23 protein-coding genes and 1 pseudogene are annotated in these 23,742 nt (G+C 65.4%); 11 read left to right on the top strand and 13 right to left on the bottom strand.

From position 1 onward, the window contains the following. Nucleotides 1-42: 42 nt before the first annotated feature. On the top strand, nucleotides 43-1,368 hold the full coding sequence (locus tag ACSQ8Y_RS03500; protein ID WP_436265070.1) for a hypothetical protein: 1,326 nt from the start codon (nucleotides 43-45) through the stop codon (nucleotides 1,366-1,368). A 24-nt stretch (nucleotides 1,369-1,392) separates the two neighbouring features. Here the strand turns inward: ACSQ8Y_RS03500 and ACSQ8Y_RS03495 are convergent, their stop codons facing one another. From ACSQ8Y_RS03495 to ACSQ8Y_RS03485, 3 genes are read right to left on the bottom strand one after another with little or no spacing between them, the layout of a single operon-like run. Next, nucleotides 1,393-1,890, bottom strand: coding sequence for a GNAT family N-acetyltransferase (locus tag ACSQ8Y_RS03495; protein WP_436265069.1), 498 nt, complete (start codon nucleotides 1,888-1,890; stop codon nucleotides 1,393-1,395). Next, nucleotides 1,890-3,749 (bottom strand): signal peptide peptidase SppA, encoded by a 1,860-nt coding sequence (sppA, locus tag ACSQ8Y_RS03490; protein ID WP_436265068.1) that lies wholly within the window; start codon nucleotides 3,747-3,749, stop codon nucleotides 1,890-1,892. The genes ACSQ8Y_RS03495 and sppA overlap by 1 nt, the downstream gene beginning before the upstream one ends. A gap of 54 nt (nucleotides 3,750-3,803) precedes the next feature. Then, complete coding sequence (locus ACSQ8Y_RS03485; protein ID WP_436265067.1) at nucleotides 3,804-5,270, bottom strand: sodium:solute symporter; 1,467 nt, start codon at nucleotides 5,268-5,270, stop codon at nucleotides 3,804-3,806. A gap of 107 nt (nucleotides 5,271-5,377) precedes the next feature. Here ACSQ8Y_RS03485 and dgt point away from each other — a divergent pair, with 107 nt between their 5' ends. The 3 genes from dgt (at nucleotide 5,378) to ACSQ8Y_RS03470 (ending at nucleotide 7,830) form a co-directional block, all read left to right on the top strand. Next, complete coding sequence (dgt, locus tag ACSQ8Y_RS03480; RefSeq protein ID WP_436265066.1) at nucleotides 5,378-6,589, top strand: dGTP triphosphohydrolase; 1,212 nt, start codon at nucleotides 5,378-5,380, stop codon at nucleotides 6,587-6,589. A gap of 465 nt (nucleotides 6,590-7,054) precedes the next feature. Continuing rightward, a complete protein-coding gene (locus ACSQ8Y_RS03475) occupies nucleotides 7,055-7,297 on the top strand; it encodes a DUF3820 family protein (RefSeq protein WP_436269744.1) in 243 nt (80 codons plus the stop codon). Continuing rightward, entirely contained in the window at nucleotides 7,294-7,830 is a 537-nt protein-coding gene (locus ACSQ8Y_RS03470) for a DinB family protein (RefSeq protein ID WP_436265065.1), read from the top strand. Before ACSQ8Y_RS03475 ends, ACSQ8Y_RS03470 begins: the two co-directional genes overlap by 4 nt. Before the next feature lie 12 nt (nucleotides 7,831-7,842). Here ACSQ8Y_RS03470 and ACSQ8Y_RS03465 read toward each other — a convergent pair whose 3' ends face one another. The 3 genes from ACSQ8Y_RS03465 to bla form a co-directional block, all read right to left on the bottom strand. Further along, entirely contained in the window at nucleotides 7,843-8,328 is a 486-nt protein-coding gene (locus ACSQ8Y_RS03465) for a PPC domain-containing DNA-binding protein (RefSeq protein ID WP_436269743.1), read from the bottom strand. A gap of 2 nt (nucleotides 8,329-8,330) precedes the next feature. Further along, on the bottom strand, nucleotides 8,331-8,708 hold the full coding sequence (locus ACSQ8Y_RS03460) for a glutaredoxin (RefSeq protein WP_436265064.1): 378 nt from the start codon (nucleotides 8,706-8,708) through the stop codon (nucleotides 8,331-8,333). A gap of 95 nt (nucleotides 8,709-8,803) precedes the next feature. Continuing rightward, entirely contained in the window at nucleotides 8,804-9,703 is a 900-nt protein-coding gene (bla, locus tag ACSQ8Y_RS03455; RefSeq protein WP_436265063.1) for a class A beta-lactamase, read from the bottom strand. A gap of 118 nt (nucleotides 9,704-9,821) precedes the next feature. Here bla and ACSQ8Y_RS03450 point away from each other — a divergent pair, with 118 nt between their 5' ends. The 3 genes and pseudogenes from ACSQ8Y_RS03450 (at nucleotide 9,822) to blaOXA (ending at nucleotide 12,088) form a co-directional block, all read left to right on the top strand. Then, nucleotides 9,822-10,205, top strand: a complete 384-nt coding sequence (locus ACSQ8Y_RS03450; protein WP_436265062.1) for a BlaI/MecI/CopY family transcriptional regulator — start codon at nucleotides 9,822-9,824, stop codon at nucleotides 10,203-10,205. Continuing rightward, nucleotides 10,202-11,062 (top strand): annotated as a pseudogene (locus tag ACSQ8Y_RS03445) (M56 family metallopeptidase); the annotation flags it as partial. The gene ACSQ8Y_RS03450 and the pseudogene ACSQ8Y_RS03445, both read left to right, overlap by 4 nt. A gap of 231 nt (nucleotides 11,063-11,293) precedes the next feature. Further along, nucleotides 11,294-12,088, top strand: coding sequence for a class D beta-lactamase (blaOXA, locus tag ACSQ8Y_RS03440; protein WP_436269742.1), 795 nt, complete (start codon nucleotides 11,294-11,296; stop codon nucleotides 12,086-12,088). Nucleotides 12,089-12,120: 32 nt separating this feature from the next. On the opposite strand, the gene ACSQ8Y_RS03435 is transcribed toward blaOXA, so the two are convergent. From ACSQ8Y_RS03435 to ACSQ8Y_RS03415, 5 genes are all read right to left on the bottom strand, one after another. Beyond that, the gene (locus ACSQ8Y_RS03435; RefSeq protein ID WP_436265061.1) at nucleotides 12,121-13,245 is read right to left on the bottom strand and encodes a PEP-CTERM sorting domain-containing protein; all 1,125 of its coding nucleotides are present in this window, start codon (nucleotides 13,243-13,245) and stop codon (nucleotides 12,121-12,123) included. A gap of 191 nt (nucleotides 13,246-13,436) precedes the next feature. Beyond that, nucleotides 13,437-14,564, bottom strand: a complete 1,128-nt coding sequence (locus ACSQ8Y_RS03430; RefSeq protein WP_436265060.1) for a PEP-CTERM sorting domain-containing protein — start codon at nucleotides 14,562-14,564, stop codon at nucleotides 13,437-13,439. A 135-nt stretch (nucleotides 14,565-14,699) separates the two neighbouring features. Further along, on the bottom strand, nucleotides 14,700-16,898 hold the full coding sequence (locus ACSQ8Y_RS03425; protein ID WP_436265059.1) for a putative bifunctional diguanylate cyclase/phosphodiesterase: 2,199 nt from the start codon (nucleotides 16,896-16,898) through the stop codon (nucleotides 14,700-14,702). Then, complete coding sequence (locus ACSQ8Y_RS03420; protein ID WP_436265058.1) at nucleotides 16,891-17,865, bottom strand: EAL and HDOD domain-containing protein; 975 nt, start codon at nucleotides 17,863-17,865, stop codon at nucleotides 16,891-16,893. Before ACSQ8Y_RS03420 ends, ACSQ8Y_RS03425 begins: the two co-directional genes overlap by 8 nt. A gap of 102 nt (nucleotides 17,866-17,967) precedes the next feature. Further along, nucleotides 17,968-18,885 carry a LysR substrate-binding domain-containing protein gene (locus ACSQ8Y_RS03415; protein WP_436265057.1) on the bottom strand — a complete coding sequence of 306 codons (918 nt, stop codon included), beginning with the start codon at nucleotides 18,883-18,885 and terminating at the stop codon, nucleotides 17,968-17,970. Between the two features lie 153 nt (nucleotides 18,886-19,038). On the opposite strand from ACSQ8Y_RS03415, the gene ACSQ8Y_RS03410 reads away from it, so the two are divergent. The 4 genes from ACSQ8Y_RS03410 to ACSQ8Y_RS03395 all read left to right on the top strand — a co-directional run bounded on the left by ACSQ8Y_RS03410 (nucleotide 19,039) and on the right by ACSQ8Y_RS03395 (nucleotide 22,951). Continuing rightward, the gene (locus tag ACSQ8Y_RS03410; RefSeq protein WP_436265055.1) at nucleotides 19,039-19,740 is read left to right on the top strand and encodes a pirin family protein; all 702 of its coding nucleotides are present in this window, start codon (nucleotides 19,039-19,041) and stop codon (nucleotides 19,738-19,740) included. A 151-nt stretch (nucleotides 19,741-19,891) separates the two neighbouring features. Then, nucleotides 19,892-20,539 carry a GTP cyclohydrolase II gene (ribA, locus tag ACSQ8Y_RS03405; protein WP_436265054.1) on the top strand — a complete coding sequence of 216 codons (648 nt, stop codon included), beginning with the start codon at nucleotides 19,892-19,894 and terminating at the stop codon, nucleotides 20,537-20,539. Between the two features lie 31 nt (nucleotides 20,540-20,570). Continuing rightward, complete coding sequence (locus tag ACSQ8Y_RS03400; protein WP_436265053.1) at nucleotides 20,571-21,974, top strand: S1 family peptidase; 1,404 nt, start codon at nucleotides 20,571-20,573, stop codon at nucleotides 21,972-21,974. Continuing rightward, entirely contained in the window at nucleotides 21,971-22,951 is a 981-nt protein-coding gene (locus tag ACSQ8Y_RS03395) for an FHA domain-containing protein (RefSeq protein WP_436265052.1), read from the top strand. The genes ACSQ8Y_RS03400 and ACSQ8Y_RS03395 overlap by 4 nt, the downstream gene beginning before the upstream one ends. Nucleotide 22,952: 1 nt before the next feature. Here ACSQ8Y_RS03395 and ACSQ8Y_RS03390 read toward each other — a convergent pair whose 3' ends face one another. Continuing rightward, on the bottom strand, nucleotides 22,953-23,360 hold the full coding sequence (locus ACSQ8Y_RS03390) for a VOC family protein (RefSeq protein ID WP_436265051.1): 408 nt from the start codon (nucleotides 23,358-23,360) through the stop codon (nucleotides 22,953-22,955). A gap of 26 nt (nucleotides 23,361-23,386) precedes the next feature. Next, entirely contained in the window at nucleotides 23,387-23,689 is a 303-nt protein-coding gene (locus ACSQ8Y_RS03385; protein WP_436265050.1) for a hypothetical protein, read from the bottom strand. Between the last annotated feature and the right edge of the window lie 53 nt (nucleotides 23,690-23,742).

Here is a 23,742-nt window from a genome sequence, read left to right as displayed (position 1 = left end):
CAAAGCTGCAGATAGTCTGCGGCGCTGACAAGGAGAAACACCATGAAAAACATCATCATCGCAAAACAACTGGTCATCGCTCTGTCCATCGGCATGGCGTGCTCGGCGCAGGCCCAATTGCTGGGCCGTGGCGGCGCGGTCGGCGGCATGATGGGCGGTGCGGGCAATATCGGCGGCCAGATGGGCGGCATGGGCGGCATGGGCCCGATCACCAGCCGCGGCTCCATGCTCGACTCCACCCGCTCGGCCACCAGCGCCATCAATACCGACGAACTGCGCAAGCCGCGCTCGGCGGCGGGCAAGGCCGGCGGCGAGGCCAGCGGCAACGGCAGCGGTTCCGCCGGCGTGCTCAGTGGCGCGGCGGGCCGCAATGCGGTTCTGGACGGGCAAGCGGGCGGCAATGGCTCAGGTTCCGGCAGCCTGGCCGGCAACATCGCCGGTGCCCCGTCAGCCGCCGCCGCGGACGGTGCCGCGCCAGCCCAAAAACCAGGCTTCTTCAGCAGCTTGTTCGGCTCGAAATCCGCGTCGGCCGACGGGCAGGCCGCCGGTAGCGGCGCAGGCTCGGTGACGGGCAACCTGGCGCAATCGGCGATGCCAACCCTGCCAGCCGCCCCGGCCGCCCCGGCCGCCGGATCGCCTGCAGCGGCTTCCAGCGCGTCGCCGGCGGCAGCGCCAGCGAAGACCCAGGGCGCTGGCGCGGTCCCACTGGCTGCGCTTGCAGGCAGCGGCGCAGGAGCCGGCAACGGCAAAGTCGCGGGCATAGCCGACGGAAGCGGCAATCTGATCGGGAACGGCAAGGGTAGCGGCGGAAATGGCAATGGCAATGGCAATGGCAATGGCAATGGCAATGTTGGCGGCAGCAATGCCCCGGGCAACGGCATCGTCAGCGGCGGCAATGCTGCAGGGAACGGCGGCAGCGTCGTTAGCGGCAGCAATGCCACGGGTGGCGGCAACGGTAGCGGTAGCGGTAGCGGCATCGGTAGCGGCAGCAATGCCACGGGTAGCGGCAGCGGCAGTGGCGCCGGCAGCGCGCAGCTTACGCTAGGCGCGGACGGCAGCGCCAGCCGCCAACTCGCCGGCAGCGCGGTACAAGGCGCGCGCGGCACGGCGGCACCGCTGCGCGATGGCGCAAAGAGCCAGGCCGAATCGACGCGCGCCTATGCGCAGTCCAGCGCGGCAAACGCCTCCGGCGCCGCCAGGGGTTCGGCGCACGGCGCCGTCCATGGCGCCAAAGGCATGGCGAACGGCGCAAAAGGCGCTGCGGGCAGCGTCAACGGGCAGCCTTCGGCAAACGCCGGCGGCTCGATCGACGGCAACGGTTCCGCAAAAGGAAACGCCGCGTCCAACGGCAACGCGGCGTCGATGTAAGAAGCGGGGCCCGGGCCCCCGGGTTCAGCCCGGATGCGCCAGCCAGATGCCGACGACGTCGCCGTCTTCATCCACGCGGGTGCCAGCAGCCTGGAAGCCGAGCTTGCGGACCACAGCGATGGAGGCGGCGTTTTCGGGAAGAATTCCGGCAACGACGACTTGCACCCCGTTGGCGTAGGCCCGTTCCAGCAAAGCCCCAACCGCCGCCGCAGCTGCACCCTGGCGGCGGTACATGGGCGCGATGCCGTAGGCGATTTCAACGCGGCCATTTTCCGGCGCGCCTTTGAAGCCGCAGCCGCCGATGATCTGGCCATCGTCGCGCACGATAATAAAGGTGGCGCACCAGAATTCGGAGCGGCCTTCGGCGATGCGGTCCAGGGCGCGCTGCGCCACGAAAGCCGGCGGCAAGGAACCCTGTTCGACACGTCCGGCCATGCTGGACGGGACGCGCGACGCAGCAAGCTCACCCAGCTGCGCCAGCGTCAGCGGCTGCAGCGACAAGGTTTGAACGGACGACTGCATCAAGGCGACTCGCACAGGCAATGCGTCACTGCCGTGAAGGGCTTGCGCTTGTCGGCCAGTTCGGACAGCCAGTTCAACTCATGCGCCACCTCGGTGGCCGCGCCCAAAGGCAGGCCAGTCGGCGCCAGGCTCGCTTTCACGTACGGCATCACCGCCTGGGCAGCCGAACCGCCGAAGAATTCAACCACGCGGTCGAACTTGGAGACTTCGCGCTCGATGTAAGCGACGCGGTAGTCGCTGCCCAGCTTGGCGCGCTCGGCGGCCGACTTCAACGCGTCGCCGTAGCTGCCGACGCGGTCCACCAGGCCACGCTCCTTGGCCTGGGTGCCGGTCCATACCCGGCCTTGCGCGACCTCGTTGATTTTTTCCTGCGTGGTCTTGCGCGCCGCTGCCGCCTTGCTGGTGAAGTCCGAATAAATATGGTTGATGTTGCCCTGGATGACCTGGCCGAGGCGCGGATCGAGCGGGCGCAGCGGATTGGCCGCGTCGCCCAGCCACGTGGTCGTCACACCGGCCGTGTGGATGCCCAGCTTGTCGATCACCTTGTCGGCGCGCGGCACCAGCGCGAACACGCCGATCGAACCGGTGATCGTATTCGGCTCGGCGATCACTTCGTCCGCCGCCATGGAGATCCAGTAGCCGCCCGAGGCAGCCACGTCGCCCATCGACACCACCACCGGCTTGCCGGCGGCGCGGGTCAGTTCCAGCTCGCGGCGGATCAGCTCGGAACCGAAAGCGCTGCCGCCCGGCGAATTGACGCGCAGGACGATGGCTTTGATGCTGCTGTCCTCGCGCGCCATGCGGATCAGGTTGGACGTCGACTGGCCGCCGATGGAGCCGGCCGGCGCCATGCCGTCGCTGATCTCGCCCACGGCCATCACCACGCCCACGGCGTCGCCCAGCATTTTCGGACGCACGCGCGACAGGTAGTCGTCAAAGGCCACCTGGCGGAAGCTCTTGCCCAGCGCATCCTTCTCGCCGCGCTGTATCATCATCTGGCGGATTTCGTCGCGGGTTTTCAGGCCGTCCACCAGCTTGGCGTCCAGCGTCACCTTGGCGATGTCGCCCTTGGCCGCGTCCATCAGCTCGGGCAGCCCATTGATGATTTTCATGATCTGGCCATCCTGCAGCTTGCGCGCCTTTTCCACCTCGGCGGTATAGCTGTTCCACAGCGCGTTGTTCAGGTAAGCATCGGCCTCGGTGGCCGCCTGCGACGGGCCGTTGGCGATGAAGGGCTCGGCGAAGCTCTTGTAGGTGCCCACCTTCAGCAGATTGACCGTCACGCCGACCTTGTCGAGCGCGTCGCGGTAGTAGTTGCGATGGCGGCCGAAGCCTTCCAGCATCAAGGCGCCCATCGGGTGCATATAGATTTCATTGGCATGCGAGGCCACCATGTACTGGCGCTGGCTATAGCTCGCGCCCCAGGCCACCACTTTCTTGCCGCTGGCCTTGAAGCGCTCGACCGCGCCCGCCACTTCGCGCAGGCTGGCCTGGCCGCCGCCTTCCAGCTCGTCCAGCAGCAGCACGGCGCCGGCGATCTGCGGATCCTTGGCGGCCGCGTCCAGCACGTTGCGCACGTCGCGCAGCTGCACGGTGCGGCGCACTTCGCCGCCCATCACATTGGCCTTGATGGCTTCGCGCACGCCGGCGCTGCCCTGCTCCACCAGCTCGCCCTTCAAGTCCAGCACCAGCATGGTCTTGGCGCCCAGCGGCTTGGCGCCGCCGCCGAAGATGGCTACCGCAATCACGATCAGCAGGATCAGGAACAGCAAGTTCAGTACGGCGCGGCGGCCGAAGTCCAGCGCGCGCCAGGCAAAGGCGAAACCACTGCCGATGCGGGAAAAAATGGATCGTGACATCGATACTCCTTGAAATAATTTAAATCTGACAACACTGTAAGCGATATCCTGCCTTCATGCTAACGCTTTTACGCCTTCCCGCTGCGGCACGGAAATCAGGAACAGGCCGCCCATCACCAGCAAGCCGTTGATGATAAGCAGCTCCAGTCCCAGCCGGTAGCTGCCAAACAGCAACTCTTGATATCGGTCAAGCAGCCAGCACAGCAGCGGTCCGGCCAGCACCGCCAGCGGCACCCAGCGGTCCAGCACGCCGCGCCGTGTCAGGATGCCGAAGGCGAACAGGCCGAGCAGCGGGCCGTAGGTGTAGCCGGCCAGCTTCAAAATCACCCCTATCATGCTGGCGCTGTCCAGCCACTTGAACAGCATCACCAGCAGCAGGAATAGCGCGCAAAAGCCCAGGTGCACGCGGTGGCGCCAGCTGGTGCGCTGCCGCTCGCTCAAAGCCGGCCTGCGCTGCAAGCCCAGGATGTCGATGCAGAACGACGACGTCAGCGCGGTGATGGCCCCGTCCGCGCTGGGAAACAGCGCCGACACCAGCGCGATGAAGAATATCAGCTGGATCACGCCCGGCATGTGGCCCATCACCACCGCCGGGAACAACTTGTCCCCGGCCGCCGCCACGCCCGCCGCCGGTGCATACAGGTGCAGCAGGCCGCCCAGGTAGAGGAACAGCGACAGCACGCCGATCAGGATCAGGGTCAGCGTGACCATGTTCTTCTGCGCGTTGCCCACCGTGCTCACCGAGATATTCTTCTGCATCATTTCCTGGTCCATGCCTGTCATCGCGATGGTAATGAACATGCCGGCCAGCACTTGCTTCCAGAAGTAGGCGGGGCTGTCCATGTCCAACGTCAAGACCCTGGCCAAGCCGTGCGCGTCCATTTGCGCAAGGCTGTCGAGAAAACCCAGGTCCATGCTGTGCATCAGCCATGTCACGCAGCTTACCAGGCCGAGCAGCATGCCCGTGGTTTGCAGCGTGTCGGTCCAGACGATGGTTTTCACGCCGCCTTCATAGGTGTAGAGCAATATCATCAGCAGGATCACCAGGTTGGTGGCCCAGAACGGCACGCCCAGGCTGTCCAGGATGGTGGCCTGCAGGATGCTGACCACCAGATAGAGCCGCGCCGTGGCGCCCAGCGTGCGCGACACGATGAAGAAAGCGGCGCCGCTCTGGTAGGCCCGGCGGCCCAGGCGCACGTCGAGGTAATGGTAGATCGAGGTCAGTTGCAAACGGTAATACAGCGGCAGCAGCACATAGGCCACGGCGATATAGCCCAAGGTGTAGCCGAGCACGATCTGCAGGTAGCCGAAGCCGTCGCGCCCCACCGCGCCCGGCACGCTGATGAAGGTGACGCCGCTCAGGGTGGTGCCCACCATGCCGAACGCGACCAGCATCCAGTTGCTGTTTTTGTTGCCGATGAAAAAGCTGTCATTGTTGGCGTTGCGCGAGGTCAGCCATGCCACGCCCAGCAGCAAGGCAAAATAGACGAGGACCACGAAAAACAGGATGGCTGAGGACATGGGCATTCCGATTCAGAAACATTTCGGCTGCAATATACACCCGATCCCGCGCGTGCTGGTCTAGAATTGCCCTGGATTTTCGCCAACTCGTCATCGGAAGTTATCGCATGTACTCAGCAGAAACTATCGCCTTCGCCCAGCAACAGGAAGCCCTGGTGCGGCCGCTGGAATACCGCGTCCACCCGCAGCAGGATGGCCGCAGCGACGGCCGCGAAGACGCCATGCGCGACTATGCGCGGGTGCTGTACGCCGGTTCCTTCCGCCGCCTGCAAGGCAAGATGCAGCTGCTCGGCGTGGACGCCAACCAGTCCAACCGCAACCGCCTGACGCACAGCCTGGAAGTGGCGCAGATCGCCCGCTCGATCGCGGCCGACATGGGGCTGGAGCGCTGCGTGGTGTCCGAGACCTGCGCGCTGGCGCACGACATCGGCAATCCGCCTTTCGGCCATTACGGCGAGAAGATCCTGGATTCGCTGTGCGCCGAGCACGGCGGCTTCGAAGGCAATGCGCAAGCCTTCCGCATCCTGCGCACGCTGGAAAAGCGCCACTACGGCTACGCCGGCCTGAACCTGACGGTGCGCACCCTGTTCGGCATCACCAAATACTTCCACACGCGCAGCGAGAACCCGCGCAAATTCCTGTACGACGACGACCACGCCTTCCTGACCGGCGAGCTGGCCAGGCACGGCATCACGGCGCGCAAGAGCATCGACGCGCAGATCATGGATTTGTCCGACGAGATTGCCTACGCGGCGCACGACGTGGAGGACGCGCTCAGCTTCGGCATCATCACCGTGGGCGAGATCGCGCATGAATTCAAGATCAGCCAGGACTACGCGGCCGCCCACCCGCTGTTCTCGGCGATCGCCGACCGCGCCCACAACGAGGCGCTCAAATGCGAACAGCAAGCCTCGTCCGAGGAATACTCCATCGTGCTGCGCAAGGAGCTGACGTCGGAGATCGTGCACACCTTGTGCCGCGACCTGAGCGTGGTCGGCGGCATGCTGGACTACCAGGCGATGGGCTTGCTGGCGAAGGGGCTGAAAAGCCTGCTGTGGAAAGCCATCCTGCGCAAGAAGGACGTGCAGCTGTACGAAAAGCGCGGCGAAAAGATCATCCGCGGCCTGTTCGAAGTGCTGACCGACAAGCGCTACAACAAGGACAACATCCTGCTGCCGCCCGAACTGCGCTGCCTCAACGACAGCCGCGAGCGCCTGGTGATCGACTACATCTCCGGCATGATGGATTCCTACGCGGCCCAGGAATACGAAAAATACTTCGGCCCTGGCAGCCTGGATGCCATTTACTGGAAGTCCTGATTTCGGGTCAGATGATTAATGCTGAGGTCAGTAATGCTGGGGTCAGATGCTGGGGTCAGGCCCGCAAACGTGCGCCTTTAGCGCATGGGCTGCCCCAAAGGGCCGCAATACCGCACGAACGCAGGCCAGGCCCCAGCGATAAAAACGGGGCAGCTGCTAGCTCTCGGGCAGATGAGCTTGTTTGAAAATGCATGAATGCAGGCCTGACCCCAGCAGTGGGGTCGGGCCTGCATTCATGCATTTTTTGTTGAGTGGACATGCCACGGACACGGCCAGGAAAGTCGCGCGCCAACCGAAGTGCTGGGCGATGAAGGGCAAACGCGCTGATGGTCAGCGCCAGCAAGGCGAGGCATGACATACTCCTGTAAAGTGGATGTCACGCAGTATCGGGGAATTTTTTATTTCAGAAAATATGCCGCCCGGCAGAAGATATTTGATTCGAACGCAGCAATAGCACCTATGACCATGAACTCCGACGCACTGGCGCAGCTGGTGCGATTTGAAATGCCTTATGGCAAATACAAGGGCCGCGTACTGGCCGACCTGCCGGGCCACTACCTGGGCTGGTTCGCGCGCGAAGGCTTCCCCAGCGGCCAGCTGGGCGCCCTGCTCGCCCTGATGTACGAGCTCGACCACAACGACCTGCGCAGCCTGCTCGATCCGCTGCGTCCGCCCCGTCCCTATCCAACGTCCAGGAAGCAGAAATGAGCCGAATCAGCCACGTCCGATTAATGTCGTCCTATAACAGCTGGATGAACAAGAAGGTATATGACGCTGCCGCAGGGCTGCCGGCCGACGAGCTGGCGCGCGACCGGGGCGCGTTCTTCGGGTCGGTGTTGGGGACGCTGAACCATTTGGTGGTAGCCGATACGGTGTGGCTGAAGCGCTTCGCGGCGCATCCCGCCCGGTTCCCGGCGCTGGAGCCGGTGCGCAAGCTGGAGCAGCCGGCGCGGCTGGACGCGCAGCTGTTCACGGCCTTGCAGCCGATGGCGGCGCACCGCGCGTGGCTGGACGCTGTGATCACGGCCTGGGCCGAGGAATTACACGAAGCCGACCTGGACCTGGTGGTGCATTACGAGCGCATGAACGGAGAGGCGCTGGACAAGCCGCTGTTCGGACTGCTGATGCACTTCTTCAACCACCAGACCCATCATCGCGGCCAGGTGTCGACCCTGCTGTCGCAAGCGGGCGCGGACGTGGGCGTGACGGACCTGCTGGCCTTGATCCCCAACGTCGGCTGACCGTCGCCGGCATCACCCCAGCGTACGCACCACCAGTTCTTGGTAGCCGGACGCGGGATCCGTCTCGCGGCTGAAGGCGTGGCCGGGCAGCAGGGCCAGCATCAGTTCGGCCGTGGTGCGCACGATGCAGCCGGCCAGAACATGGCCGCCGGTCACCTGCCCCTCCGCATCCGCCACCGAGATATGCAGGTGGGCGCCGTCCGGCGCCACCGAGCCGGCCAGCGTGAGAATTTCGAGGTCGCCGCGCAGTTCGGTAGCGTGCGGCATGCCGGCGAAGCGCAGCTGTGCCACGCTCAGGCTGCCGATGCCCTGCAATACAAAAGCGCCCCAGCGCCTGCCAGCCTCTCTGCCATCAGGGGCATTGCGGGCCTCGCCCCGGGCTACCTCGCCGGCTGCACCGCCGGCCGTCGCCATGGCGGCGCAAGCCTCCGCGACGGCCGTCTCTATCGCCGCGCGCAAGTCGGCGCCGGGCCCCAGGCGCAGCGGGTGCGCCAGCAGGCTCACACCAGCTTGGGCGCCACCAGCGCCGTAAATTCGCCCTGGTCCACCAGCTTCTGCAATTCCTGCGCGCCGCCGACCAGGGTGCCGTTGACGAACACCATCGGCAAGGTCGGCCAGCCGCTCCACATCTTGATCGCGGTGCGGCGGCGCCATTCGCTCAGGTAGCTGCCGTATTCAAGGTAGGCGTACGGCGTGCCCAGCCCGTCGAGGATGCGTCTGGCCTTGCGCGGAAACGGATTCATCGCCATGCCGACCACCACCACCTTGTTGGCGGCGACGGCGGCCTGCACTTCGTTCAATGTGTCCGCGTAATTACCTGCGATCTTGGCGCGGATGGCGGGATGGAGGCGGGATTCTTCAAGTACTGGACGGCTCATTGGGCTTCCAAGGTCATGGCGGAACAAGCAATGTATCCCGCCCCGCCCGCGTTGACAAGCCCATCCGGTCCCGCCGGCCCGGTATCCGGCAAGGGCTAGGCCGCAGTGGCCGTGGCCAGGATGGCGATCGCGCATGCCGTGGCGCGTGCGATGATGTCTTCGCGGTACTTGGCGTCTTTGCTGTCGTGCGCGGTATAGACCGAGATCACCAGCGGGTCCTTGCCCACCGGCCAGATCACGCCGATGTCGTTACGCGCGCCGTAAGCGCCGCCGCCGGTCTTGTCGCCCACCAGCCAGCCGGCCGGCGTGCCGGCCCGTATCATCTTGCCGCCGGTCGTATTTCCCAGCAGCCAATCCTTGAGCAGCTGCCTTTGCGGCGCGCTCAGCGCGTCGCCCAGCACCAGGGCCTGCAGGCTGCGCATCATCGCCAGCGGCGTGGTAGTGTCGCGAGGGTCGCCGGGGATGGCGCTGTTCAGTTCAATCTCCCAGCGGTCCAGCCGGAACTCCGTATCGCCTATGCTGCGTGCATACGCCGTCACCGCTTCCGGCCCGCCCAGCAATTTCATCAGCAGGTTGGCTGCGGGGTTGTCGCTGTACTGCATCATGGCGGCGCACAATTCCTCCACCGTCATGCCCTTGGCGATATTCGGTTCGGTGACCGGTGCGTGCGGGACCATGTCCTTTGCCGTGTACTGGATGCGCCGTTTCAGCAGCGTCGGATCGCCGGCGCTGCGCTGCAGGATGGCCGCTGCCACGATGGTCTTGAAGGTGCTGCACATCGGAAAGCGCTCGCCGCTACGGTGCCCGGTGCGCTTGCCGGTCGCCAGATTGATGGCGGACACGCCCAGGCGGCCTCCCATCTCTTTCTCAAGCGCAGCGAACACCGGGTCCGGCGCGTCCGCCGCGAAAGCGTTCAGGCTGGCCAGGAAAGGGCTGAGGGCGGCTGCGCCCAGCAGCTTGCGGCGTTTGTCGTTCAGTCTCTTATTCGTTTGCATCAGCTTCCTTTGTCAGTGGAGTGGCCGGCGCGGCCAATTTCGCCATATTGCGACATATGTCACATATCTGTCAACATGTTATCATTTGGTGACAAATGTCGCACGCAGAAAGCACCCCATGGCCATCCCCTCGATCTCCGAACTCTCCGTACTGAAAGCCTTATGGCGACAGCAACCGCTCAGCGCGCGCGAAATCCATGACCAGGTCGAGGAGGAGCTCGGTTGGTCCTTTTCGTCGACGCGCAAGACACTGGAACGCATGCTGGACAAGGGTTCGGTGCGGCTGTCGGTGCGCCACGGCGTGCAGGTGTACGAGGCAGCGCTGGAGAAAGTCGGCACCCTGGCCGCATTCGCGCACGACTTCGGCAAGCGCGTCATGGAGATGGACGCGCCCTTGCCGGTCAATATGTTCACCGGCAGCAAGCTCGTCGATGAAAACGAACTGGCGCAGTTGGAGCGGATGTTGCACGACTGGCCCGCCGACCAGGGCGAAGCCGAATGACACCGCTAGAGCAGTTCGCGCTCCGCTTCCTGCTGGCTAGCGGCGGCTGTCTGGCCGCAGGGCTGGGTGTGTGGGCATTGACGGCGCTGTGCCGCCGCTATCTGCCCGGCGTCGCCCTGCAACGCTCGATGTGGCTGCTGGGCCAGGTCACCGTGCTGGCGGCCTTCCTGGTCATCCTGTTACCGCACAGCGAGCGGCTGCGCCTGGTGCCGCCCATCGACCTGCAGAACGCTTCGGAGACCCGTCCTGCCGCCCCGCTTGCGCAACTCCCCACGGCCTCCGGCGGGCTTGCCGCCAAGGCTCCCGATGTGGAAGTGGCCGATACCGATTGGCTTTCCTATGGCGCCTACGCCTGGCTGCTGACCTATGCGCTCGGCCTGGCCTGTGCGCTGCTCCGCCTGGGGCAGGCGCGCAGGAGCTTGAACGGACTGGCGGCCGCCGGCAGCCGCGTGCATGCGCTGAGCCGGCACGCCGGCTTTTCCGGAACGCCGGCGCCGGGTCCGGCGCCCGCCGTCACCGAAGTGGACGCGCCGATTTCCCCCATGCTGTTCGGCCTGTTCCGGCCGCGCCTGCTGCTGCCCTTGCACCTGCGCAGCTTCGAGGCGGCGCAGCAGCAATTGATCATCGCGCATGAACTCACGCATCTGCGGCGGCGCGACCTGCAGTGGATGAGCGCGGGCATCCTGCTCCAGACTTTGCTCTGGTTCAATCCCTTCATGCGTTTGCTGCGCGCCAGGCTGTCCTGGGCGCAGGAGCTCGGTTGCGACCGCGACGTGCTGCGCAGCCGTCCGCAGGGCCAGCGGAAAGCCTACGCGGCGGCGCTGGTGGCGCAGCTGAGACTGCAGCGCGGCACGCCGAACACGGCGCTCGCTTTCGGCGGCGTCAGCGCGAATACGCTGGCGGCGCGGATCGCACTGATCCGCGACCCGGCCGCCGCGCCGCGCGGCCTGTTGGCGCGCTGCGCCGCCATCGCTGGCCTGGCGGGCGTGTTCGCTGCCAGCCTGGCATTCCAGCCGGCGCTCGCATGGCACGGCGAGGCATCGGCCGAAGCCCTGCCGCAGCCGCAACCGCCGCTTGCGGAGCCGGCCATGCCGCTTCCGGCCCCGGCATCCGGCTCGGCGGCGTCGGCGCCCGCAGCGCAAGCTACGCTCAGCTGCACGGAACTGGTCGACGCCGCCAGCGGCGCGCGCCTGGTGCACGAGGGACAGTGCGACGAGCGCGTCACGCCGGCGTCGACTTTCAATATCGCGGTCGCCCTGATGGGCTACGACAGCGCCATCCTGGCCGACGAACATACGCCCGTGCTGCCGTTCAAGCCGGGCTACCCCGCCTACTACCCGTCCTGGCGCGCGGCGACCGACCCCAGCAGCTGGATCAAGAATTCAGTCATCTGGTATGCCCAGCAGGTCACGGCCCGGCTAGGCGCAAGGCGTTTCGCGGGCTATGTCCGCGACTTCGGCTATGGCAACCGGGACCTGTCAGGCGACGCCGGCAAGGACAACGGCCTGAGCTATTCCTGGATCAGCTCCAGTCTCAAGATATCCCCCGTCGAGCAGGTTGCCTTCCTGAGGAAGGTGGTCAACCGCGAGCTTGCGCTCAGCGCGAAAGCCTATGACATGACCACCCGCATCATGCTCCCCGAGACCCTGGCCAACGGTTGGGAAGTGCACGGCAAAACCGGCACCGCCTCGCCGGTGCTGCCCAACGGCAGGGACGACAAACTGAACCAGTACGGCTGGTATGTGGGCTGGGCGCAAAAGGGCCAGCGCAAGCTTGTGTTCGCCCGCCTGGTGCTGGACCGGAAGCAGGAAGCGGCCGCGGGCGGCCTGCGCGCCAAGGAAGCATTCCTGCGCGAGCTGCCGGCGCGGCTGGACGCGCTCTAGGCGCCACGCGTCTGGCGAGGGTTGGGCGAGGGTCAGGCCCGGTTGATGCGGCGGCCCGCCGCCACCACGGCCAAGCCCGCCAGCAGCATGCCGTAGGTGGCCGGTTCCGGCACCGGCGACAGCAGCGCGGCGAAGCAGCCCACGCCGTCGCGGCAGGCGCGGCCCACGATCTGGCCGCCGTCGTTGATGTCGCTCACGCCGGAAATGCGCCAGTTGCCGCCGCCGGCCAGCAGCGTGTCGAGGTCATATTGCACACCATCCTGGTACAGATAGGCGTGCGAACCTTGCGCGCTGGCATCGGTCGAAAAATTGCCGACCACGTCGCCGTTGTTGTTGATCGCTTGCGCCGAATTGCGCACCGTCAAGCTGCCCAGCGCCTGCATCACGCCATTCTGGTAGATGAAAGAATGATAGTTGGCCTGCGCACCGAAACCGTACGCCGACGAGCCGACCACCGTGCCGGCGTCGTTCAGGTCGGACGCCGAGCTGGTGGCATACAGATCGGTCGGCAAGGCGCCCAGGTCGAGCGCCTGTCCTTTTGAAACCAGCATGGCGTGCAAGGGGGCCGCGCCATCCGACCCGTTTCCCGCCACCTGGCCCGCCTCGTTGATGGCGGCGGCGTAGCTGATGGGGAGTATCGTCGTGACGCCGTTGCTGGCGATATACGCGCCGCTGGCGCCATTGGTGTCCTGGTTGACGGCCATGGTGCCGGCGCTGTTGACGCCGGTCGGCGTGACATAGCTGTACCAGCCGGATGCGCCATATTGAGGCGAAAACGCGGTCGGCACCCCCGTCATCGCGCCCTGGGAATACAGCATGCCCGCGTTGACCATCACCATGCCGCCATCCTGCATATCGATGCCGGTGCTGCCAATGACGTGGCCCAGCTGGCTGATGCCGCTGGTGTGGCGCATCGGCGCCGGCAGCATGGTGCGCAGGCCCGCACTCCAGATGAAGGCATGGCGTCCCTCGTTGTCCGCGCTGGACAGCGAGCCGGCCACCACGCCGGCGTTGTTAATCGAAGACACGGCGCTGCCGTTGGGCATGCTGTCCAGCACGGTGACGCTGTAGCGCGGCGCAGCGGCGCAAGCACTGCCGGCAGCGTATAGAAGCGAACCCAACAGCAGCAAGGGCAGCAAATGGCTAGATTTGAGCATGGAGCGTCTCCAGTGTAGTTCCAGGGATACCCATGCTAGCGCCGGCGCGGCCGCGCACGGCTGAGGCCGCTTTTTATTTTATCGTGTGACAATGTGTGAACATTGCGCCGCAGGCGCGCGGTATGCTGGGGTGCAGCCCAGCATGAAGAGTTAGCCAATCCGCCCCGCCAAGCGCTGCCGTTCGGCGCGGCTCAGGCGCGCTTGATGCGCCGGCCCGCAGCCACCACGGCCAAGCCCGCCAGCAGCATGCCGTAGGTCGCCGGTTCCGGCACCGGGGAAAGCAGTGCCGCGTAGCAGCCCACACCGTCGCGGCAGGCGAGGCCCACAATCTGGCCACTGTCGTTGATGTCACGCACTTCAGTGATGCGCCAATCGCCGCCGCCGGCCAGCAGCGTGTCCAGGTCGTACTGCACGCCGTCCTGGTACAGATAAGCATGCTTGCCCTGCTCGGTGAAATCGGTCCAGTTTTCGCCCACGACGTCGCCGTTGTTATTGATCGCCCTGGCCGAATTATTCATCGTCAGACTACCCAGTGCCCGCATCACGCCATCCTGGTAAATAAAGGAATGGTAGTCGCTGGCCTGGTTGCCGAAGCCGCGGTCCGACGAGCCGACCACCGTGCCCGCGTCGTTCACGTCGTGAGCCGAACTGTTGCCGTCGAGATCGGTCGGCAGCGCGCCCAGATCCAAAGCCTGGCCGTTGGCAAATAGCATGGCGTGCCAGAGGCCGCCGTCTGTCCGCCCGACGCCAGCGACCTGGCCCGCCTCATTAATGGCGGACGCGTAGCCAAACGGCAATATCGTTGTCGTGCCGTTGCGGTCCATATAGGCACCGCCGGCGCCATTGGTTTCCTGGTTCGCGACCACGGTGCCGGCGCTGTTGACGCCAACCGGCGAAACATAGCTGTACCAGCCCGACACATCGTACTGGGGAGAAAACGGGGAAGGCAACGTCGTCATCGCGCCTTGGAAATACAGCACGCCGACATTAATCGTTACCCTGCCGTCGTCGATCAGGTCGATTGCGGTGCTGCCGACCACGTGGCCCAAGCTGCTGATGCCGCGGGCATCGCGCATCGGCGCCGGCAGCATGGTGCGCAGCCCCGCGCTCCAGGTAAAGGCACTGCGCCCTTCTCGGTCCGGCGCTAGCAAGAAACCGACCACCACGCCAGCATTGTTAATCGCGGTAACGGTGCTGGCGTAGGGCCTGCTGTCCATCACGGTGACGCTGTAACGCGGCGCGGCCGCGAAGGTGTTGCCGGCGGCGCAGAGCAGCACAGCCGGCAGCAGCGCCGGCAGCATACGATGGAATTTGAACATGGGAGGTCTCCAGATTGGGACGAGGGACACCATGCTAGCGCCGGCAAGGCCGCGCACCGCAGCGGCGCGGCTTTATTTTATTGTGTGGGAATGTGTGTACCGTGCGCGCGCCGCACGGCGTATGCTGGGGGGCGCTTAGCGCGCGATGAAGGCCAGGCGCTTGCCTTCGCGCAGCATGCGCTCGAAGTCGTCGGCCGGCACCGGCTGGCTGAACAGATAGCCTTGCAGCTGGTCGCAGCCCAGGTCGCGCAGGAAGCTCATCTGCTCGGCCGTTTCCACGCCCTCGGCCACGATCTCCTGCCGCAATTGCTGCGCCATGGTGACGATGGCGCGCGCGATGGCGCAGTCGTTTTCCTCGTACGGCAGGCCGATCACGAAGGAGCGGTCGATCTTCAGGGTGCTGATCGGAAATTTCTTCAGATAGGCCAGGCTGGAATAACCGGTGCCGAAATCGTCCAGCGCCAGGGCCAGGCCCATGGCCACGAGCTCGTTCATGATGGCCACCACGTTCTCGGTGCCGCGCACCAGCAGGCTCTCGGTGATTTCCAGCATGATCTGCTCGGCGTGCACGCCGTGCCGCTGCAGCACGTCGGCCATGCGCTCGGGCAGCTTGCGGTCGAACTGGCGCGCCGACAGATTGACGGCGATAGGCGGCATGATCAGGTTGGCGTCCTTCCACGCGCGCACCTGGCGGCAAGCTTCCTCCAGCACCCAGTTGCCCAGCTCCAGTATCAGCCCGGTCTCCTCGGCCACCGGGATGAACACGCCCGGCGACACCAGGCCGCGCACCGGATGGCGCCAGCGCAGCAAGGCCTCGGCGCCGACGATGCGCCCGCTGCGCAAGCTGACCTTGGGCTGGTAGTACAGCTGCAGTTCGTCGTGCTGCAATGCCTGCCGCAGCTCGCTCTCGATGCGCAAGTGCTCCTTGGCGCGCTGGTTCATTTCCTCGCTGTAGAACAGGAAGGCGGCCTCCGCCTGCACCGCTTTGGTGGTGGCCACGTCGGCGTGCCGTATCAGGTCGGTGGTCTCCTGCCCGTCCTCGGGGTAGACGGAAATGCCGATGCTGGCGCTCACCTGCAGGCTGTGCGTGCCGAGTTCGATCGGCGCCACCAGCGCGGCGGCCAGCTTGTGCGCCACGATGGCGGCGTGCTCGCGCTTTTCGATATGCAGCAGCGCGATGCCGAAACGGTTGCCGTCCAGCCGCGCAAGGATGTCGGCGTCGCGCAGCACCAGGCGGAACTTGCGGCCGATGGCGTTGAGCAGTTCGTTGCCGACGTCATGGCCCAGGGTGTCGCTGATCGCGCCCAGGCGGCCGATCTCCACCACCAGCAAGGCGCCGTGCTCGTGGCTGCGGCGCGCCTCGGTCAGCGCCTGCGTCATCAACTGGGTCAGCAGGCACTGGTTCGGCAGGCCGGTCAAAGTGTCGTAGTTGGCCATGCGCTGCATGCGCGCCTCGGCGTCCTTGTGCACGCTGATGTCGGAGAACAGCGAGAAGGTGTGGCTGATGTTGCCGTTGCTGTCGCGCACGGCGCTGATGGTCACCGACTGCGGGAACAGCTCGCCATTCTTGCGGCGGCCGACGATCTCGCCGCGCCAAGGCCCGGCGCCGCTCATCGCGGCGCGCACCTTGGCGCGGAAGTCGGCGTCGTGCACGCCCGAGCGCAGCAGGTCCGGCGTCATGCCCAGCGATTCGCCCGGCGTGTAGCCGGTGATGCGCGTGAAAGCGCTGTTGATGGAGACGATGCGCTCCCTGGCGTCGGTGATCAGCACGCCCTGGTCGCTGTCTTCGATGATGCGCGCGTGCAGGCTGATCTTGTCGAAGTCCGACAGCGGCTCGCTGACGTGCGCCATGCGCACCCGCATGCCCTGCGCTTCGCCCATGTCGTCCTGCAGCAGCGACATGGCCAGCCGCACCCAGATCACCTCGCCGGACTTCTTGCGCCGGCGCACTTCGGCCAGGCCGCCGTCCTGCTCGAACAGCAGTTCGGCCATGGCGCCGTCGTCGTCCTCGGTGTAGAGGAACAAGATGTTTTGCCCGAGCGCTTCCTGGGCCGTGTAGCCGAACAAGGCTTCGGCGCCGGCGTTCCAGGCGGTCAGGTAGCCGGCCAGGTCCAGTTCCAGCGCGGCCTCCGGCGGCGAGGCCAACGCCGCGCCGTGGTCCGCGCCGTTGGCCGCACTGATTGCTGCATTGTTTGCTGCACTGTTTGCTTGCTTTGCGCGCACTTCAGCCAGTGCCGCGTCCAGTTCGGCGAGCGTGCCCGCCAGGGCTTCGCCCTGTTGCGTTCGAGCTGCCTGGCTTAGCGCCAGGCAGCGTTCGATCGCTGCGTTAAGCATTTGGCGGGCCCGCCTTGTCCGTGGCCACCCCTATCATCCACACATGCGCCTCGGCGACCACGCGGTTGAAATCGGACGGCTCCAGCTGCAGCGCCTCCAGGCGCCCGGCCACGGCGGCGAAGTCGCCGCGCTCGCCGGCTTCCAGCAGGGCCAGCAGTTCGCCCAGCTCGCCCTGTTTGGCCAACAATGCCTGCTGCACCGCCTCGCTGATGGTCAGCGGCGCCAGCACTTCGTCCAGCGGCATGCCGAACAGCACGCCCAGCAGCGAGAACATGCCGGTCATGAAGGCCTGCTCCTGCTGTGCCTTGCCGAGACCGGTTTCGCGCGCCAGCAGCTCCAGCGCCTGGGCACGCACCGCCACCCGCGCCAGCAGCATGGGCGAGCGGATGTCGCCTTCGCGCGCCGAGAACAGCATCAGGTTGAGCCAGCGGCGCAGCTGCTGCCGGCCCAGGATGAGGATGGCCTGCGAAAAACTGCTGACGCGGCGGCTGCTGCCCATGCCCAGCGAATTGACCAGCTTGAGCAAATGGTAAGACAGGGTCGGATCGCGCCGCAGCAGCGCCTCGATTTCGTGCGTGTCGGCGTCGTTGGTCACCAGTTGCACCAGTTGCAGCGCCAGCGCGCGCGAGGCCGCTTGCGCGCCCACCGCCTTGGCTGGCGGAGCCAGCGGCCAGTCGCCCTCGACCAGCGAGATGCCGGGCGCCATGGCCGCCTTGTCGAAAACGGTATCGGTGCGCAGCGTCTGCTCCTCGGGCAGAACGAGCCAGCCCGCTTCCAGCCATGCATCCGCGCTCTCCAGGCTTGCCCGCACATAGCACGGGAATTGCGCCGCCAGCGCCTGCATCTCGTCGTCCGGCAGCGCGGCCGCCGCGGTAACGCCTGTACCCAGCACCAGCCCGGCCGGCTTGCCGTTGCGGTCAGCCAGAAGTTGCAGGAAAACGGGCGGTACGTCGTTCAAAACACTCATATCTCAAGTCCAAAAAATAACACGTGAAGGGCACGTCGATGATTCCATTATGTTACTCCGAAAGTATTGGCACAGGTCAACAAACCCGCAGGCAAGCGCCCTCTAAGTCGACAAATAGCGGCACAAATGCTCGAACACCCCGGGCTGGCGCATGCGCTTGATCCACCAGCTCAGCGCGGCGCCCTCCTCGCCCGTGCGCCACGCCAGGTAAAAGGTTTCATCCGGCTTGGGCTCTTCCACTTCCTTCTCCACCAGCTTGCCCTCGGCAATGGCGGCGCGTGCGCACTGCTCGGGCAGGAAGCCGAAACCGAGGCCGGCCAGCTGGTACTGGTATTTGGCATGCATGGTGGGCACGGTCAGCGTGTCCTGCCCCAGCAACAGGCCGACCGTGCGCGGCGCCATCCGGCGCGCCGAATCGGACATGACGATGGCGCGGTGGTGCTGCAGCTCGTTGCGGCCCAGCTTGCCCGTGGCCGCCGCCAGCGGATGGCCTGGCGCCACCGCGAACACGAACTTGATGCTGCCGATCGCGTGCGACACATAGCCGCCGCCGGCCGGGCCGTCGCCGGGCGCGCCCACCAGCAGGTCTACGCGCCTGTCCAGCAAAGCTTCCCACGTGCCCGACAGCGCCTCCTGCACGATACGCAGCCGGGTCTGCTGCGCCACCTCGTAGAAAGCGCGCACGTCCTGGTCGAAGGCCACCGCCGAGAACATCGAATCGATGCCCAGGGCCAGCTCGGTCTCCCAGCCGGACGCCACGCGCCGCACGCGGTGTTCCAGGTCCAGCGCCGCCTTGAGCAGGTAGCGCCCCTCTTTCAGCAACTCGCGCCCGGCGCGGGTCAGCTCCACGCGCGGCCCGTTACGCTCGAACACCTGCACGCCGAGGTCGTCCTCCAGCTTGCCGACCGTGTAGGAGATGGTGGACGGCACGCGGTGCAACTCCTTGCCTGCGGCGGAAAAGGAACCGCGCCGGTCGATGGCGTCAACGATTTGCAGGGCTTCGAGGCTGAGTCTTAACATTCGATTTTTTCGATCATAGATCCATAAATTTTCCGTTTTTTGAAACGGACGCGCGGGCCTATACTTTGACCTATCGATGCAGCGAATTCAAGGGCGGCGTAAAGAACCCTTCGAATTTATTGCACATAACCTGACACAGAAATGGAGCTCATCATGTTGCAAGTACGTAAAAGCGAAGAACGCGGCCTGGCCAACCATGGCTGGCTGAACTCCCGCCACACCTTCTCTTTCGGCCACTACCACGATCCCAAGCATACCGGTTTTGGTCCGCTGCTGGTCATCAACGAAGACAAGGTGACCCCGGCGCAGGGCTTCGGCACCCACGGCCACCGCGACATGGAGATCATTTCATACGTGCTGGAAGGCGAGCTGGCCCACAAGGACAGCATGGGCAACGGCTCGGTGCTGAAATACGGCGACGTCCAGCGCATGAGCGCCGGCACCGGCGTACGGCACAGCGAGTTCAACCATTCGGAGACGAAGGGCGTGCACTTCCTGCAGATCTGGATCCAGCCCAACGTCACCGGCATCGCACCGAGCTACGAGGAAAAGCATTTCGGGCCGGAAACTAAACAGGGCCAGCTGCGCCTGATCGCCTCCAGCGACGGCCGCGAAGGCTCGGTGCTGATCCACCAGGACGCGGCGATCTACGCCACCATCCTGAACGGGGCGGACGCGGTCGAGCACACGCTGGCGCAGGGCCGGACCGCCTATGTCCACGTGATCCGCGGCAGCGTGTCGGTCAACGGGGTGGAGCTGAAAGGCGGCGACGCGCTGAAGCTGAACGACGAGACCAGCATTGCGCTGGCCCGTGCCGAGGCCGCTGAAGTATTGCTGTTCGATCTGCCTTACTGAACTGGCATTATCCTTTAATCAAGCCGGCATATCGGCCGGCTGGCATAGCCGGGACGTAATTTTTGTTATGATGGCAGGGCACGCACGGTCCGCACGACGGCCCGGCGTGCCTTTTTTACTTTTGAGCACCTGATAATAAAAGAGCACAGCCATGCAGTCCGCAGAAACACCAGCCAAAGAAGAACTCGATTACGTGACCTCCTGCGCGCTCCCGACGCCGTGGGCGCAGTTCACGCTGCACGCGTTTGTCGAGCACGCCACCGGCAAGGAACACCTCGCCATGGTGCTCGGCGACATCGGCAACGGCGAACCGGTGCTGGCGCGCGTGCATTCGGAGTGCCTGACCGGCGACGTGCTGTTCTCGCAGCGCTGCGACTGCGGCGCCCAGCTGGAAGGCGCGCTGAAGAAAGTGGCTGCCGAAGGCCGCGGCGTGGTGCTCTATCTGCGCCAGGAAGGCCGCGGCATCGGCCTGATCAACAAGATGCGCGCCTACCGCCTGCAGGAAGCGGGCGCCGACACGGTGCAGGCCAACGAACAGCTCGGCTTCAAGGCCGACCAGCGCAACTACGCGCTGGTGGAACCCATGCTCAAGCAGTTCGGCGTGCAAAGCCTGCGCCTGATGACCAACAATCCGCGCAAAATCGCCGCCATGGAAGCCTTGGGCATTCCGGTCGCCGAACGCGTGCCGCTACTGGTCAACCGCAACAAGTTCAACCAGAACTACCTGAACACCAAGGCCGCCAAGCTGGGCCATATGATGACCCCGCCGCCGCCGGCCGCCGAGGATGGCGAGCTGTAAGCCAGACCCCTTCCCCCAAGTCCAGGATCGCATGAAGCTTACCCGTCTTGCCACCGTAATCACCATGACTTGGGGCTGCACCCAGGCGCTGGCGGCCCCGCAGCTCCAGGCGGCCCCGGCAGCCGCGGCGCAGCCGGCCGGGCAGCAGCAAAGGCAGCAGCCCGGACTGCAGGGCCAGGCCCCGTCCGCGGCGCCTGACGCGGGCGCGCCGCTGCCTGCGCCCTCCAGCGCCGCGCAAAAACTCTATTCCTCCGCCAAGGCCGACCTGCTCCAAGTGCGTTCGCTGCTGAAAAGCGGCCGCACCCAGTCGTCCGTCGGCTCCGGCTTCCTGGTCGGCAACAGCAACCTGGTGGTGACCAATTACCACGTGGTGTCACAGTTCGCGCTCGATCCGGAGACCTACACCGGTGAATGGGTGGACACCGGCGGCCAGCGCGGCAATGTCGAACTGCTGGCGGTGGACGTGCTGCACGACCTGGCCGTGGTACGCGTCAACCGCAACGGAACCGGCGTGTTCAAGGTGCCCGAGCAGCTCGCGCGCCTGACCCAGGGCCAGTACCTGTACTCGCTCGGCAATCCGCTCGACCTCGGCTTCGCCATTTCGGAAGGTTCGTACAACGGCGTCATCAGCCGCGGCTTCTACGACCAGCTGATGTTCACCGGCCCCATCAATTCGGGCATGAGCGGCGGCCCCAGCGTCACGGTCGATGGCGATATCGCCGGCGTCAACGTCTCCAAGCGCCTGGACGGCGAACTGGTCAGCTTCCTGGTGCCGGCCCGCTACGCACAGGACCTGCTGAAAAGAGTCCCGGCCGACAAGGCTCCGCCGCGCAACTTCACCTCGGTGGTGGCGGAACAGCTGCTGCAGCACCAGAAAGCCATGGTCGACCAGTTGCTGGCCACGCCGATGACCATGAAAGCCATGGGGCCCTACATGGTGCCGGTGCGCGAATCCGAGCAGATGCGCTGCTGGGGCCGCTCGAACGTCAAGGCCAACAAGCCCTACACGGTGGACATCACCAACTGCTCGATGGAATCGGCGATCTTCGTCTCCGGCACCTTGCAGACCGGCGCCATCGGCATCCGCCACCAGTTCATGCGCAGCACCGGCCTGGACGCCGTGCGCTTCGCGCAGTTGTCGAGCGCCTCGTTCAAGAACGAAGGTTTCGGCAGCAACAAGGATGCGCACCTGACCGGCCCGCAATGCACGGAGATGTTCGTCAAGAACCAGACCCTGCCGCTGCGCGCCGTGCTGTGCGTGCGCGCCTACCGCAAGTTCGCCGGCCTGTACGATTTCGCGCTGCTGACCGCCAGCACCGACGAGGGCCTGATGAACTTGCAAAGCCGCATGGACGCGCGCGGCGTATCCTACGACAACGGCATGCGCGCCACCCGCGCCTTCCTCGATGCGCTGGCGCGCGGGGCAGTGAAATGAGGCCGCCCTACTTTATCGAAGTCCTGGCCAACAATGGCGACATCCTGCAGCGCCACCGCATGGACAGCCTGCCGATCCGCATCGGACGCGGCTACGACAACGATTTCATCCTGGACGACGCCCATACCGCCGAGCGCCACGCCTTGGTCGAGGCGGACGAGAACGGCCACCTGGTGCTGCACGACCTGGGCAGCCAGAACGGCGTGATCCACCTGGGCAAGCGCCTGGCCAGCGTGCCGCTGAGCGGTACCACCGTGGTGCGCCTGGGCCATACGCGTCTGCGCGTGCGCGACGCCGATTTTCCCGTGCCGCCGGAAGTCGCCGACACCACCATGCACGGCTGGGAAGGCGGCGCCCCTGCGCTGGCCGGCCTGGCGCTGATCGCCCTGTTCATCGCCGTCGACCATGCGCTGTCGGAAACCGAGTCGTTCGAGGCCATCCGTTACCTGCTGGCGATTGCCGCCGGCATCGGCGGGGGACTGGTCTGGAGCGGCCTGTGGGCCTTGGCCAACCGCCTCTTCGGCGGTCATGCGCGCATGGGGCGGCATCTGTTCATACTCGGCAGCGGCCTGGTGACGGCTGGCGCGTGGCGGGTGATCAGCAATGTGCTGGCCTACGCCTGGTCGCTGGAAGCGCTGACCCGCTACGGGAATCTTGTCACGCTGGCCATTATTTGCGGCGTCGTCTATTTCCACATGCGCACCATCAAGCCGCGCCATCCCAAGCCGCTATTGAAAGGCTGCCTGGTGCTGATGGCGCTGGGATCTGGATTAATACTGGCGAGCAACTTGCAGAACACCGGCAGGCTGGCAGAGGAGTTGTACATGTCCGTGCTGTTGCCGCCGGCGGTGCGCCAGAGCCCGGATCACCCGGTGGACGACTTCATGCGCGAAGCCGCCAAGCTCAAGCCGGCCGCCGACGCCGCGCGCGCACGCGGCGGCAAAGCCGACCTGGACGACGACGACGACGGAACCTGAATCAAGTCCAGGCGGCGCCCTTCAACTCGACAGTATTGCCCTCGGGGTCGTTCAGATAAATGGACGGTCCCTCTCCTTCAGCGCCATAGCGCGACTCGACCGGCCCTGCCTGCACGCCGGCCGCAGCGAGCTCGGCCCGCACCGTCGCCTCGTCGAAGTCCTCCACCCTGAAACAACAATGGTCCAGGTTGCGGCCCTCCTTGCCCGGCGCCGCGCCGCCCATGCGCCCCAGTTTCCCCGCCACGGGCACCAGATCGACCAGCGAGCGCCCGGCCCGTAACTGCACCAGGCCTATCTCATCCTGTCGCCGCTCTATGGTACAACCCAGCACCTTGGTATAGAACTGCACCATGCGTTCCAGGTCGCTAACCCGCAGCACGATATGGTCGATTTCCCGCAGTTTGATCATATAGCCTCCAATGGGTGTTTTAACGATCAGATACGGCCCCGAATAAATTTCGCAAGGAAAGTTTTGCATTCCTTCGGCGACATCACCGTGATGGGATCCCCATGGTAGACGTACAGGAAAGGCGTACCGCCGAGCCGGTCGGTCAGTTTAGCGGAAACCAGAAAAGTCGTCCCAAGAGGATAAATTTCCGTGTCGGACATGCTGCGCGCACAATGCGCCACCAGCGACGGGGAATACGCCTGGCCCGGCACCGGGCTGATCTTCACCTGGCCATCCCGCAAGCAGGACTCCACGGCGACCTCGCGGTAAGCGTAAATATCACGCGTCATTGCTTTTTCTCCTGAATTATTTAGATGCGGTAGTATACGCACGATCGTTCACT

The organism is Pseudoduganella sp. LjRoot289 (assembly GCF_964252925.1).
In the GTDB taxonomy this organism is placed as follows: domain Bacteria; phylum Pseudomonadota; class Gammaproteobacteria; order Burkholderiales; family Burkholderiaceae_D; genus Rugamonas.
Note: the sequence above shows the minus strand (reverse complement) of the source record. Positions and strands in the feature narration are given on the sequence as shown.

Excerpts from the sequence above, each read along its gene's own strand:
- sppA (WP_436265068.1), bottom strand. The coding sequence starts at position 3,749 with ATGTCACGATCCATTTTTTCCCGCATCGGCAGTGGTTTCGCCTTTGCC.
- ACSQ8Y_RS03400 (WP_436265053.1), top strand. The coding sequence starts at position 20,571 with ATGAAGCTTACCCGTCTTGCCACCGTAATCACCATGACTTGGGGCTGC.
- ACSQ8Y_RS03415 (WP_436265057.1), bottom strand. The coding sequence starts at position 18,885 with ATGTTAAGACTCAGCCTCGAAGCCCTGCAAATCGTTGACGCCATCGAC.
- bla (WP_436265063.1), bottom strand. The coding sequence starts at position 9,703 with ATGCAAACGAATAAGAGACTGAACGACAAACGCCGCAAGCTGCTGGGC.
- ACSQ8Y_RS03470 (WP_436265065.1), top strand. The coding sequence starts at position 7,294 with ATGAGCCGAATCAGCCACGTCCGATTAATGTCGTCCTATAACAGCTGG.
- blaOXA (WP_436269742.1), top strand. The coding sequence starts at position 11,294 with ATGCCGCTTCCGGCCCCGGCATCCGGCTCGGCGGCGTCGGCGCCCGCA.
- ACSQ8Y_RS03460 (WP_436265064.1), bottom strand. The coding sequence starts at position 8,708 with ATGAGCCGTCCAGTACTTGAAGAATCCCGCCTCCATCCCGCCATCCGC.
- ACSQ8Y_RS03390 (WP_436265051.1), bottom strand. The coding sequence starts at position 23,360 with ATGATCAAACTGCGGGAAATCGACCATATCGTGCTGCGGGTTAGCGAC.
- ACSQ8Y_RS03495 (WP_436265069.1), bottom strand. The coding sequence starts at position 1,890 with ATGCAGTCGTCCGTTCAAACCTTGTCGCTGCAGCCGCTGACGCTGGCG.
- ribA (WP_436265054.1), top strand. The coding sequence starts at position 19,892 with ATGCAGTCCGCAGAAACACCAGCCAAAGAAGAACTCGATTACGTGACC.
- ACSQ8Y_RS03475 (WP_436269744.1), top strand. The coding sequence starts at position 7,055 with ATGAACTCCGACGCACTGGCGCAGCTGGTGCGATTTGAAATGCCTTAT.
- ACSQ8Y_RS03430 (WP_436265060.1), bottom strand. The coding sequence starts at position 14,564 with ATGTTCAAATTCCATCGTATGCTGCCGGCGCTGCTGCCGGCTGTGCTG.
- ACSQ8Y_RS03485 (WP_436265067.1), bottom strand. The coding sequence starts at position 5,270 with ATGTCCTCAGCCATCCTGTTTTTCGTGGTCCTCGTCTATTTTGCCTTG.
- ACSQ8Y_RS03500 (WP_436265070.1), top strand. The coding sequence starts at position 43 with ATGAAAAACATCATCATCGCAAAACAACTGGTCATCGCTCTGTCCATC.
- ACSQ8Y_RS03395 (WP_436265052.1), top strand. The coding sequence starts at position 21,971 with ATGAGGCCGCCCTACTTTATCGAAGTCCTGGCCAACAATGGCGACATC.
- dgt (WP_436265066.1), top strand. The coding sequence starts at position 5,378 with ATGTACTCAGCAGAAACTATCGCCTTCGCCCAGCAACAGGAAGCCCTG.
- ACSQ8Y_RS03385 (WP_436265050.1), bottom strand. The coding sequence starts at position 23,689 with ATGACGCGTGATATTTACGCTTACCGCGAGGTCGCCGTGGAGTCCTGC.
- ACSQ8Y_RS03425 (WP_436265059.1), bottom strand. The coding sequence starts at position 16,898 with ATGCTTAACGCAGCGATCGAACGCTGCCTGGCGCTAAGCCAGGCAGCT.
- ACSQ8Y_RS03450 (WP_436265062.1), top strand. The coding sequence starts at position 9,822 with ATGGCCATCCCCTCGATCTCCGAACTCTCCGTACTGAAAGCCTTATGG.
- ACSQ8Y_RS03420 (WP_436265058.1), bottom strand. The coding sequence starts at position 17,865 with ATGAGTGTTTTGAACGACGTACCGCCCGTTTTCCTGCAACTTCTGGCT.
- ACSQ8Y_RS03410 (WP_436265055.1), top strand. The coding sequence starts at position 19,039 with ATGTTGCAAGTACGTAAAAGCGAAGAACGCGGCCTGGCCAACCATGGC.
- ACSQ8Y_RS03435 (WP_436265061.1), bottom strand. The coding sequence starts at position 13,245 with ATGCTCAAATCTAGCCATTTGCTGCCCTTGCTGCTGTTGGGTTCGCTT.